Annotated in this window: 9 protein-coding genes; all 9 read right to left on the reverse strand. The window is 61.7% G+C overall.

The window, feature by feature from the left end:
- Positions 1-19: 19 nt before the first annotated feature.
- Positions 20-2,761, reverse strand: a complete 2,742-nt coding sequence (locus tag AC1D1J_RS12625) for a FimV/HubP family polar landmark protein (RefSeq protein WP_477694863.1) — start codon at positions 2,759-2,761, stop codon at positions 20-22.
- A 253-nt stretch (positions 2,762-3,014) separates the two neighbouring features.
- Positions 3,015-4,154: an aspartate-semialdehyde dehydrogenase gene (asd, locus tag AC1D1J_RS12630; RefSeq protein WP_477688094.1), complete on the reverse strand. Its 1,140-nt coding sequence runs from the start codon at positions 4,152-4,154 to the stop codon at positions 3,015-3,017.
- Between the two features lie 378 nt (positions 4,155-4,532).
- Positions 4,533-5,603: a 3-isopropylmalate dehydrogenase gene (leuB, locus tag AC1D1J_RS12635; protein ID WP_477694864.1), complete on the reverse strand. Its 1,071-nt coding sequence runs from the start codon at positions 5,601-5,603 to the stop codon at positions 4,533-4,535.
- Positions 5,604-5,671: 68 nt separating this feature from the next.
- Entirely contained in the window at positions 5,672-6,322 is a 651-nt protein-coding gene (leuD, locus tag AC1D1J_RS12640) for a 3-isopropylmalate dehydratase small subunit (protein ID WP_477688097.1), read from the reverse strand.
- A gap of 11 nt (positions 6,323-6,333) precedes the next feature.
- Positions 6,334-7,755 carry a 3-isopropylmalate dehydratase large subunit gene (gene leuC / locus AC1D1J_RS12645; RefSeq protein ID WP_477694865.1) on the reverse strand — a complete coding sequence of 474 codons (1,422 nt, stop codon included), beginning with the start codon at positions 7,753-7,755 and terminating at the stop codon, positions 6,334-6,336.
- Between the two features lie 48 nt (positions 7,756-7,803).
- Positions 7,804-8,781, reverse strand: coding sequence for a LysR family transcriptional regulator (locus AC1D1J_RS12650; RefSeq protein ID WP_477695080.1), 978 nt, complete (start codon positions 8,779-8,781; stop codon positions 7,804-7,806).
- A gap of 300 nt (positions 8,782-9,081) precedes the next feature.
- Positions 9,082-10,392: a citrate synthase gene (gltA, locus tag AC1D1J_RS12655; RefSeq protein ID WP_477657143.1), complete on the reverse strand. Its 1,311-nt coding sequence runs from the start codon at positions 10,390-10,392 to the stop codon at positions 9,082-9,084.
- Between the two features lie 27 nt (positions 10,393-10,419).
- Positions 10,420-10,749, reverse strand: coding sequence for an FAD assembly factor SdhE (locus AC1D1J_RS12660; RefSeq protein ID WP_477688099.1), 330 nt, complete (start codon positions 10,747-10,749; stop codon positions 10,420-10,422).
- A 103-nt stretch (positions 10,750-10,852) separates the two neighbouring features.
- Complete coding sequence (locus AC1D1J_RS12665; protein ID WP_122955671.1) at positions 10,853-11,557, reverse strand: succinate dehydrogenase iron-sulfur subunit; 705 nt, start codon at positions 11,555-11,557, stop codon at positions 10,853-10,855.
- Between the last annotated feature and the right edge of the window lie 48 nt (positions 11,558-11,605).

Raw genomic sequence — 11,605 nt, forward strand, 5'->3', positions numbered from 1 at the left:
CGGTGCGTTCAGGCTGCGCTCACGCCAAGGCGTTCAGAAACGCCTGCGCCTTGACTTTCAGCGGGCCGCTGGCTTCGGCCAGCACTTCTTCGGCCAGCGAGCGGGCACCGTCAGTGTCGCCCAGCGAGCGGAATTCTTCGGCCAGCATGAACTTGGTTTCAAGCGGGTCATCCGACGAAGAAGATACTTCAAACTCAGGAGCGGGACTCTCCGTTGTTGGGCCATTCAGGTCAAGTGAAAGCGCGCCCAGGTCGAATTCCAGCATGCCGCTGTCGGCTACTGCCGGGGCCGGGGCCGGAGCAGCCTTGACCGGCGGGACCGGTTTGGCTGGCGGGACGAACGGCTCGGGTTCGAAGTTCAGGCCTTCGGACAGAAAGGAAATCTCGGGGGCAGCTTCGGCGGGCTTGGCCGCAGCAGGTGCCGGTGGCGTGGCCGCAGGCATGGCAACCGTTGCGCTGCTGAAATCCATGTTCAGGGCGGCGGGTTCCGGTTTCTTGGCAACGGGCGGGGCAACTGGTTTTGGTGCAACGGGCGCTGATATTGCCGCAGGGGTTGTGGCTGTATCAGGCTCATCACCGAGTGAGAAATCCAGGTCAAGATCAACGTCCACGGCGGGTGTTGGCGCAGGGACATTGACCGGTTGAGCCACCATGGCCACGGTACCGCCCGGGCTGAACGCCGATGTCCCGGCGGCAGAGGCTGTGCCGGCGGGCTGTCCGCCAGGCTGGTACATCGGGTTCGAAGGGTCGAGCTCGCGGCCCATCTCGGTGATGTACGCCCATTCCGGGCCATTGCCGTGGGTCAGGTTGAAGGCTTCGATGGCGACAGTTTCAAATGCCTTGCCGTCGCGGCGTTTTGCATAGATTTCCATCAGCTTGGCGTGAATTGCCACGCGCATGGGGCTGGTGCGCATCGCCTCCTTGAGGATTTCTTCCGCTTGCAGGTCGCGTCCATAAGCGAGGTACACATCGGCTTCGGCTACGGGGTCTACGTCGCCAGCGGCGTCCAATTGACTGGGCGAATACACCAGGGATGAGCCCGTGGCGTTGCCTTCATTCGTGTCAATTCTTTGGCCGCCGCTGGCGCCGAAAAAAGAATCGGGCTGCAACCTGCTTTCAAGGAAAGAGCTGTCAACCTGGGCCCCGCCGGCACGCTGGCGGTACCGGTAAAAGCCGAATCCGGCGAGCAACGCGACCAGAAGGCCTACGCCCGGCAATACCAGGGGGTTCTCCATCAGTTCGTCGAGCAGGCTGGGTTCAGGTGGCGGCGGCGGTGGCGCAACAACCGGCTTTTTGGGCGCTACTGGAGCGGCTGCGACCGGAGCGGCGGGTTCACTGGCCGCAGGGGCTGGTTGTGAAGCCGCTACAAGCGGCTCGGCGCTTGCGGCCGTCGCTGAGGCTGCAGAGGCGGGTGCCATGGCAATCGCAGGCGTCGTGCCAACTGCTGCTGCGCTGGCCGCTTGTGTGGCTGTAGCGGCTGCTTTGGTGGAGGTTGCCGATGATGCGGCGATGGAAGGCGCCGAAGCTGCCGGAGCCGCCGCGGGCACCGTGACGCTGGACGGGGCTGGAACAGCCACACCTGGCGTTTTGGCCGCGCTGGCCGCGCTGACCGCGGGTGCCGCTGCCGGACCGCTTCCGAGTTTGTTGAGCTCGTTGATATTTTTGGACAGCTCCGCGACCCGTGTCGAGGCTTCTTTGGCTTGCCGTTCCTTGGCAATCTTTTCTTCGGCGGCTGTCGCTGCCTTGCCCTTGACGGCTCCCTTGGACAGGGTGAGCTTGTCGGGGGTGGTGCTGGCAGGTGCCCGGTCTTCCACCTTGGCTTCTACCTTGCCGCCGGCCTGGCGGTCTGCGCCGGCTACCTGTGCCGCCGGCACGCCTTCTGCGAGTTTTCGGCGGAAAGTGTTGAAGTCCTTGCTTTGCGCGACGATGGTCTGGGTAGCCTCGCCGGGGGAGACGGCGCCGGCCGATTCGGCGGTCGGGATGTCCAGCACGGCGCCGGACTTGATGCGGTTGACATTGCCGCCGATGAAGGCATCCGGGTTGCTTCGGAGCAAGGCGACCAGCATCTGGTCCAGTGAAATACTGGACGGCTTGTTCTGGGCAGCGATTTTGCCTGCGGTGTCACCGGATTTGACGGTGACCTGCGTGTCGCCGGCGGGGGCTTTTTCCGCCTTTGCCGCAGGTGCCTTGGCTACGGGGGCGGGCCTGGTAGCACTGGAGCCGGGGCCTGACGGGGAATAGGGGATGGACGAAATGCCTTTGGCGGGCGGCGCGGCATTGGGCGAACCGGGGCGCGACAGCACAGGTGCAGTTGGCGCAGCTGCTGTGCCGCTACTGCCGGACCGCAGGGCCGGCGGGTCAAACAGCATGGTGTAGTCGCGTGTAATTCGCCCGTTCGACCAATTGGCCTCCAGGATGAGGTCCACGAAAGGCTCGGTAACGGGGCGGTTGCTGCTCAATCGCAGGAAAGACCGTCCGTCCGTCCGGCGTTGCAGGCTGACTTCGACGCCGGTGACCACCGTGCCGTATTCCATGCCTGCTGCCCTGAAGGCTTCTGCCGGTGCAACGCCGGCCCGAAGGCTGGCTGCTTCATCGGGCTTGAGGTCCGTGATCTCGATTTCGGCGCGAAGGGGTTCACCCAGTGCCGATTGAACGGTGATCCGGCCCAGCGCAAGCGCATGGGCTTCAAGACTTGCCAGGCTGCCCAGCAATGCAATGGCACTCGCCAGGGCGCCAATACGCCAACGACCGCGTTTATTCATGGGGTTGGGAGCCTCCAGTGCTCGGTCTGCATGTAACTTTATTCTGCTTAAGCGCACAAAAACCTCGATGCGAATTTTCGAAAAACAACCTTAACATCAAGGCATTAGGCTGACAAGCTAAGACACCACTTAAGTTTTGACACATCGAGTTAGCATCAACTTACATGTTCAGGATGTTGTCAGACGACAACGCACGGAAACAAGTGGTTACGGATGAGTGGCCGCATGTTGGCAACCGCTCACCCCGAATTATTCACCCCTGAAGCAGTATACGGAGCATGCGGCGCAGCGGTTCGGCCGCACCCCAGAGCAACTGATCGCCCACGGTGAAGGCACCGAGGTAGTCGGGACCCATGGCCAGTTTGCGCAGGCGACCCACCGGAATCTGCATGGTGCCCGTCACGGCGACTGGTGTGAGGTCCTTGATGGAGGCCTCGCGTGTGTTGGGTACAACTTTGACCCACTGGTTGTCTGCGGCGATCATGGCCTCGATATCGGCCAGCGGCACGTCCTTCTTCAGCTTGAAGGTCAGGGCCTGACTGTGGCAGCGCATCGCGCCTATGCGCACACAGAAGCCGTCGACCGGCGTTTCGGCCGTGCCGAAACCAGCGCCCTGGCCCAGAATCTTGTTGGTTTCTGCGCCGCCCTTCCATTCTTCCCTGCTCATGCCGTTACCCAGGTCCTTGTCGATCCAGGGGATCAGCGAGCCACCTAGCGGCACGCCGAAATTGGCCGTCTCATCGCTATTCAGTGATTGCTGTTTGGCCAGCACGCGGCGGTCGATTTCCAGGATGGCTGATTTGGGATCGTCCAGCAAGGCGCGGACTTCGCTATTGAGCGTGCCATATTGCGTCAGCAGCTCGCGCATGTGCTGGGCGCCGCCGCCGGACGCCGCCTGGTAGGTCATGCTGGTCATCCATTCGACGAGGCCCGCCTTGTACAGCGCACCCACGCCCATCAGCATGCAGCTCACCGTGCAGTTGCCGCCAATCCAGTTCTTGCCGCCCTTGGCCATGGCGTTCTGGATGACCGGGAGATTAACCGGATCCAGGATGATGATGGCGTCGTCGTTCATGCGCAGCGTGGAGGCGGCGTCAATCCAGTGGCCGTTCCAGCCGGCTGCACGCAACTTGGGGAAAACCTCGGAGGTGTAATCGCCGCCCTGGGCGGTGATGATGATGTCGCACTTCTTCAGGGCTTCAATGTCGAAGGCGTTTTTCAGCGTGGTTTCGTTCCTGGCCTGGGCCGGGGCCTTGCCGCCGGCGTTGGAGGTCGAGAAGAAAACCGGCTCGATCAGGTCGAAGTCGCCTTCGGCCTGCATGCGGTCGATCAGGACCGAGCCGACCATGCCGCGCCAGCCGACGAGTCCTGTGAGGTTGCCTTTGAGTTTCATTGGAACTGCCCTTCAAAAAGTCAAAAATAAGGCTTTTTGGCCCGGCTCATCGAGCCGGCAGGGCACGACGAACCAGGCTTGCTAGCCTTTAATGGTGGTCGTTTTGGTGATCTGGGCAAAAACCGGCGCAGCGCCGATCGCGCGCGAAGCGGCGATCAGGCGGGTGGGTGCGGGGTTTTTACGCATGGTGTTAATTGTAGCCAGGCTTGGCTTTATCGGGGCTGACAGCCGCCTCAAACCCGTGTTTTGGCGCTGGTTTGAGGTGGTTTGCTGCAAAAAAACGTCAGAGGTGTTTTTCCGCCGGGCCGCCCCAAGGAAAAATGCGCCCCCTCGGGGGGGCAGCGCATTACACGCAGTGAAAAAGCGTGGGGGCTCCAGTTATCCCAGCGCTTTTACGACTGCGTTGCCCATCTCCACCGTGCCGACTTTTGTCGTACCTTCGCTATAGATGTCAGGCGTGCGCAGGCCCTGGCTCAACACGGCGTCCACGGCTTTTTCGATGCGGGCGGCGGCTTCGGGCTGGTTCAGGCTGAAGCGCAGCATCATGGCCGCGCTCAGGATGGTGGCCAGTGGATTCGCCACGCCTTTGCCGGCAATGTCGGGTGCGCTGCCGTGGCTGGGCTCGTACAGGCCCTGGTTTTTGTCGTTCAGGCTGGCCGAAGGCAGCATGCCGATGGAGCCGGTGAGCATGGCGGCGGCATCAGACAGGATGTCGCCGAACATGTTGCCGGTGACGACCACGTCAAACTTCTTGGGCGCCTTCACCAGCTGCATCGCGGCGTTGTCCACATACATGTGGTCCAGCGCGACGTCGGGATACTGCTTGCCGACTTCGGTGACCACGTCTTTCCAGAGCTGGAAGGTTTCCAGCACGTTGGCCTTGTCGACGCTGGTGACGCGCTTGTCACGCTTGCGGGCAGCCTGGAAGGCGACGTGGGCGATGCGTTCGATCTCGGGACGCGAGTAGCGCATGGTGTCAAAAGCTTCTTCTGATCCGGGGAAATGCCCGTCGGGTGAGACGCGCCGGCCTCGGGGCTGACCGAAGTAGATGTCGCCGGTCAGCTCGCGGATGATGAGGATGTCCAGGCCTGACACCAGCTCGCGCTTGAGGCTGGAAGCATCTACCAGCTGGGCATAACAAATCGCCGGACGGAAGTTGGCAAACAGGCCAAGGTTTTTGCGCAGGCCCAGGATGGCCTGCTCGGGCCGCAACGGCCGGTCCAGCGTGTCGTATTTCCAGTCGCCGACCGCGCCAAACAGCACGGCGTCAGCTTCCTTGGCTAATTTGAGCGTGCTTTCGGGCAAGGGATGGCCATGGGCCTCGTATGCTGCGCCGCCGACCAGTGCGCTTTCGGTTTCAAACTTCAGGTCGAGCGCCTTCAATACCTTGACGGCTTCAGCGACGATTTCGGTGCCGATGCCGTCACCAGGGAGGATTGCGATTTTCATTTTTACTATCTTTTTTATAGCTGCTTGCGCCCGACCTTATTGGGCTGGAGCGCGATTTTGTTGTTAATTTAGCCCGCCACCGTGTGGTTCAGCCAGGGTTTGGTTGCCAGGCGCTCGGCTTCAAAGGCCTTGATCTTGTCGCTTTGGCGCAAGGTCAGGCCAATGTCGTCCAGGCCGTTGAGCAGGCAGTACTTGCGGAAAGCCTGCACGTCGAACGGCAGTTCTTCACCCTGCGGCTTGACGATCACTTGCCGTTCAAGGTCGACCGTGAGCTGGTAGCCGGGGAAGGCCAGCGCTTCGTCGAACAGCTGGGCCACCTGCGCTTCGGGCAGCACGATGGGCAGCAAGCCGTTCTTGAAGCTGTTGTTGAAGAAGATGTCGGCATAGCTGGGCGCGATGATGGCGCGAAAACCGTATTGGTCCAGCGCCCAGGGCGCGTGTTCGCGGGAGGAGCCGCAGCCGAAGTTCTTGCGCGCCAGCAGGATGGAGGCGCCGGCATAACGCGGCTGGTTCAGCACGAAGTCGGGGTTGGGCTTGCGTGTGGCCGGGTCCTGGCCGGGAAAGCCCGCGTCCAGGTAGCGCCATTCGTCAAACAGGTTGGGGCCAAAGCCCGTCTTGCGGATGGACTTGAGGAACTGCTTGGGGATGATGGCGTCGGTGTCGACGTTCTCGCGGTCCATCGGGGCGACGAGGCCCTTGTGTACGGTGAATTTCTGCATGGTGCGGCTCTTTAAGAGAATTTTCTGATGTCAACGAAGTGACCGTGCACTGCCGCCGCCGCGGCCATGGCCGGGCTGACCAAATGCGTACGCCCGCCAGCGCCTTGCCGGCCTTCGAAGTTGCGGTTGGATGTCGATGCGCAGCGCTCGCCCGGCTCCAGCCGGTCAGCGTTCATGGCCAGGCACATCGAGCAGCCTGGTTCGCGCCATTCAAAGCCGGCGGCCACAAAAATCTTGTCCAGGCCTTCGCGCTCGGCCTGTTCCTTGACCAGGCCTGAGCCCGGAACGACCAGTGCGAGCTTGACGTTCTTGGCAACCTTCTGGCCGATCTTCTTGATGACGGCGGCTGCCTCGCGCATGTCCTCGATGCGGCTGTTGGTGCAGGAACCAATGAACACCTTGTCGATGTACAGGTCGTTCAGCGCCTTGCCGGGCTCCAGGCCCATGTACTTCAGTGCGCGTTCGATGGCATCGCGCTTGTTGGCGTCTTTTTCCTTGTCGGGGTCGGGCACGCGGTCGTCAATCGACAGCACCATCTCGGGCGAGGTGCCCCAGGTGACCTGCGGCAGGATCTGGCTGGCGTCGAGCTCGACGACGGCGTCGAACTTCGCGTCGGCGTCCGAGTGCAGCGTGTTCCAGTATTTGGCGGCCATATCCCATTCGACGCCGGTGGGCGAGAGCAAGCGGCCTTTGACGTAATCAATGGTTTTCTGGTCGACCGCCACCAGGCCGGCGCGGGCGCCGGCTTCAATCGCCATGTTGCAGACCGTCATGCGGCCTTCCATGCTGAGCGCACGAATCGCCGATCCGGCGAATTCAATGGTGTAACCCGTGCCGCCTGCCGTGCCGATCTTGCCGATGATGGCCAGCACGATGTCCTTGCCCGTCAGGCCGGGGGCGAGCTTGCCTTCAACCTTCACGAGCATGTTTTTGGCTTTTTTGGCCAGCAGGGTTTGCGTCGCCATCACGTGCTCGACTTCGCTGGTGCCGATGCCGTGCGCCAGCGCGCCGAAAGCGCCGTGCGTGGAGGTGTGCGAGTCACCGCAGACCACCGTCATGCCGGGCAGCGTGGCGCCGCTTTCGGGGCCGATGACGTGCACGATGCCCTGGCGTTTGGAGAGGAAGGGGAAGAAGGCGGCCGCGCCGAATTCCTTGATGTTGCTGTCCAGCGTGGTGATCTGTTCCTTGCTCACCAGGTCGGTGATGCCGTCGTAGCCCAGCTCCCAGCCGGTGGTCGGCGTGTTGTGGTCGGCCGTGGCGACGATGGAGCTGATGCGCCAGACCTTGCGGCTGGCCTCGCGCAGGCCTTCAAAAGCCTGCGGGCTGGTGACTTCGTGCACCAGGTGGCGGTCGATGTAGAGGATGGCCGTGCCGTCGTCTTCGGTATGAACGACGTGCTCGTCCCAGATTTTGTCGTAGAGGGTGCGTCCCATGGGTTTCTTTCGTGGTCTCTCGTTATCGTCTGTCGTAGGGGGGTGATTTTAGGCCGCTGCACCCGCAGCCATGGCTGCGGTTTTGGCGGGTTGGATTGCACTGGTGTGCGGTGCGGCGGGCTGCGTGAGGTGTTCCACCAGCAGCCGCGCCGTCAGGGGCAGGGTGGAAAAGTCGCGCGCCACCAGCTGGATCTGGCGCTCGGCCCAGGCATCCAGCAGCGGGATGGACTCGAGCTCGCCGACACCATGCATGAGCTCAAAGGCGCGCTGCGGCATCACGCCCACGCCCAGGCCGTTGTGGATCATGCGGCACATGGCGTCCAGGCCGGTGACGTGGATGCGCAGCTTGATGGTGCGGCCCAGCCGGGCGGCCGCTTCGCGCATGGCCAGGTAAATCGAGCTGTTGGAGTGCAGGCCGACCTGGTCGTAGTCCAGTGCTGCTTCAAATTTGATAGCGCCTTGCGAACACAGGGCGTGGCCTCTTGGCACAATCAACACCAATTTATCGCTGCGGTAGGGCAGTACCTGCAGGTCACCCGCGCCGTCGGCAGTATTGCAGATGCCCAGGTCGGCCGCGCCTTCCTGCACCGCGCGGACCACCTCGGTGCTCAGATGCTCTTCCAGGTCGATCTTGATGCCCGAATGCTCACGGGTGAAGGCGCCCAGGTCTTCCGGCAAAAACTGCACGATGGCCGAGATGCTGGCGTGCACGCGCACATGGCCGCGCACACCGTCGGCGTATTCGCTGAGCTCGCTCTGCATTTTCTCGAGGCTGAACAGCACCGAGCGTGCGTGGTGGAGCAGGCTTTCGCCGGCGGGCGTCAGGTCAACACCGCGGGTGTGGCGGTACAGCAGCGGCGTGTCCAGCGTGGCTTCGAGGTCGGAAAGGCGTTTGCTCACGGCTGAGGCGGCAATGAATTCGCGCTCGGCCGCTTTACCGATGCTGCCGAGCTCGCACACGGCCACAAAGAGCTGAAGCGAGGTCAGGTCAATGCGGCGGGCAAAGTTGCGTTCGGAGCTTTTCATGGGCATGGGCGCAGTGTCATCGTGCTGAACGATGGGTAGGCGCTATTTTGCAACTGCGCTTGGTGTTTTGCCATCGCAAAACGCGATGACCTGCTTGCCGAGAGGCGTTTTCAGCCCAGATCGCCGGAAATTTTGGATATTTTAAGGCTAAAGCCCAATAACGACGGGCGCAAGCAGCTATCAAAAGTATAGCAAATGACAGGTATATCGCGACTTCTTGGGTTGCGCGATAAAAAGCCTGGGGCGTAAAAAAGCCCGCCGATGCTGCCACGGGCGGGCTTTGTGTCAACGCGAGGCGGCTTAGCGCTTGGCCAGCGGCAACACCTGACGGGTCGTGGAGCCGGTGAACAACTGGCGTGGACGGCCGATCTTGTACTCGGGGTCGCCGATCATTTCGTTGAGCTGGGCAATCCAGCCGACGGTGCGGGCCAGCGCAAAAATCGCCGTGAACAGTGGCACCGGGATGCCGATGGCACGCTGCACGATGCCGGAGTAGAAATCGACGTTGGGGTAGAGCTTGCGCGACACGAAGTATTCGTCTTCCAGGGCAATTTTTTCCAGCGCCATGGCGAGCTTGAACAGCGGATCGTTTTCCAGGCCCATTTCCTTGAGCACTTCCTTGCAGGTTTCCTGCATCAGCTTGGCGCGCGGGTCGTAGTTCTTGTAGACGCGGTGACCAAAACCCATCAGCTTGACGCCGGAGTTCTTGTCCTTGACCTGCTTGATGAAGTCACCGATTTTCTCGATGCCGCCGGCTTTCTGGATGTCGCCCAGCATGTTGAGTGCCGCTTCGTTGGCGCCGCCGTGTGCCGGGCCCCAGAGGCAAGCCACGCCGGCGGCAATCGCTGCAAACGGGTTGGTGCCGGACGAACCGCACAGGCGCACCGTGGAGGTCGAGGCGTTTTGCTCGTGGTCGGCGTGCAGGATGAAGATGCGGTCCAGCGCGCGTTCGAGCACCGGGTTGACCTTGTACTCTTCGCACGGCGTGGCGAACATCATGTGCAGGAAGTTGCCGGCGTAGCTCAGGTTGTTCTTGGGGTACATGTAGGGCTGGCCCACGGTGTACTTGTAAGCCATGGCGACCAGTGTCGGCATCTTGGCGATCAGGCGGATGGCGGAGATGTCGCGGTGCTCTGGGTTCGTGATGTCGGTGCTGTCATGGTAGAAGGCTGACAAGGCGCCGACCAGGCCGGTCATGATGGCCATCGGATGCGCGTCACGGCGGAAACCGCGCAGAAAAAACTGCATCTGCTCGTTGACCATGGTGTGGTTGGTCACGCGGCTGACGAAATCTTTCTTCTGCTCGACATTGGGCAGCTCTCCGTACAGCAGCAGGTTGCAGGTTTCCATGTAATCGCAGTTGGTGGCCAGCTGCTCGATGGGGTAGCCGCGGTACAGCAGCTCGCCCTTGTCGCCGTCGATATAAGTGATGGCCGACTGGCAGGCGGCGGTCGACAGGAAACCGGGGTCATAGGTGAACATGCCGGTCTGGGCATACAGCTTGCGGATATCAACGACGTCCGGACCAACGCTGCCCTGGTACACCGGCAACTCGATGCTGGGGCTGCCGTTACTGAAGGACAGGGTGGCTTTGTTGTCAGCTAGCTTCATTTCGTGCTTCTTTCTTTCGTATCAGTGTCAATGGAGGACGGACGCGTAATCGGGGGCCGGCGCTGCGGGCTGCAGCAACTTTAAAACTTCATGGGCTTCAGAAGTAGAGGCACTTGCCTTGGCCGCTTCATCGGGCAGCTGGCCGGCAACTTTTCGTTTTAACAGCAGGTCCAGCAAATCGTTGTCGGACAAATCCATTAAATCATTTAACCCTTTAGCCTGCCTGACGGTTAGCGTGGCTTCGTGTGCCAAAAAGAAGCGCTCGATCAGCAAATCGTTTTCCAGCAGGCCGCGCCGGCAACGCCACTTGAGCTTGCTCAGGGCTCGCTCGTCCAACAGGGCGTCGGTGGTTTCCATATCGTTCAGACCGTGGAGGTTTCGCCGCCGGGCCGCCCCAAGGCGAAACGCGCCCCCTCGGGGGGCAGCGAAGTACACGAAGTGACGAGCGTGGGGGCCATATTTAGACTGTCCGCAAAACCATCATTTCCTTGATCTTGCCGATGGCTTTCGTCGGGTTCAGGCCCTTGGGGCAGACGTCGACGCAATTCATGATGGTGTGGCAGCGGAACAGGCGGTACGGGTCTTCCAGGTTGTCCAGGCGCTCGGCGGTGGCTTCGTCTCTGGAGTCGGCGATGAAGCGGTAGGCCTGCAGCAGGCCGGCCGGGCCGACGAACTTGTCGGGGTTCCACCAGAAGCTGGGGCAGGAGGTGGAGCAGCTGGCGCACAAGATGCACTCGTAGAGGCCGTTCAGCTCATCGCGCTCTTCGGGGCTTTGCAGGCGCTCTTTTTCGGGCGGCACGTTGTCGTTGATCAGGTAGGGCTTGATCGAGTTGTACTGCTTGAAGAACTGCGTCATGTCGACGATCAGGTCGCGCACCACAGGCAGGCCGGGCAGGGGCTTGAGGATGATGACCTCGGGCAGCGTGCGCATGTTGGTCAGGCACGCCAGGCCGTTCTTGCCGTTGATGTTCATCGCATCGGAGCCACACACGCCTTCGCGGCACGAGCGGCGAAAGCTGATGGTCGGATCCTGCGCCTTCAGCTTCATCAACGCGTCCAGCAGCATGCGCTCGTGGCCGTCGAGCTCCACCTCGATGGTCTGCATGTAGGGCTTGGCATCGGTGTCCGGGTCGTAGCGGTAGATCTTGAAGGTGCGTTTGGTCATGGGGTTCTCGCTTCTTGTGGGGTCGCAGGGCGTCAGGGCAGTCAGGGC

Source organism: Polaromonas sp. P1_F8 (assembly GCF_056405635.1).

What these genes read in the sequence shown, in the direction of transcription:
- AC1D1J_RS12625 (WP_477694863.1), bottom strand. Translation starts at nt 2,761, where the DNA reads ATGAATAAACGCGGTCGTTGGCGTATTGGCGCCCTGGCGAGTGCCATT.
- asd (WP_477688094.1), bottom strand. Translation starts at nt 4,154, where the DNA reads ATGAAACTCAAAGGCAACCTCACAGGACTCGTCGGCTGGCGCGGCATG.
- leuB (WP_477694864.1), bottom strand. Translation starts at nt 5,603, where the DNA reads ATGAAAATCGCAATCCTCCCTGGTGACGGCATCGGCACCGAAATCGTC.
- leuD (WP_477688097.1), bottom strand. Translation starts at nt 6,322, where the DNA reads ATGCAGAAATTCACCGTACACAAGGGCCTCGTCGCCCCGATGGACCGC.
- leuC (WP_477694865.1), bottom strand. Translation starts at nt 7,755, where the DNA reads ATGGGACGCACCCTCTACGACAAAATCTGGGACGAGCACGTCGTTCAT.
- AC1D1J_RS12650 (WP_477695080.1), bottom strand. Translation starts at nt 8,781, where the DNA reads ATGAAAAGCTCCGAACGCAACTTTGCCCGCCGCATTGACCTGACCTCG.
- gltA (WP_477657143.1), bottom strand. Translation starts at nt 10,392, where the DNA reads ATGAAGCTAGCTGACAACAAAGCCACCCTGTCCTTCAGTAACGGCAGC.
- AC1D1J_RS12660 (WP_477688099.1), bottom strand. Translation starts at nt 10,749, where the DNA reads ATGGAAACCACCGACGCCCTGTTGGACGAGCGAGCCCTGAGCAAGCTC.
- AC1D1J_RS12665 (WP_122955671.1), bottom strand. Translation starts at nt 11,557, where the DNA reads ATGACCAAACGCACCTTCAAGATCTACCGCTACGACCCGGACACCGAT.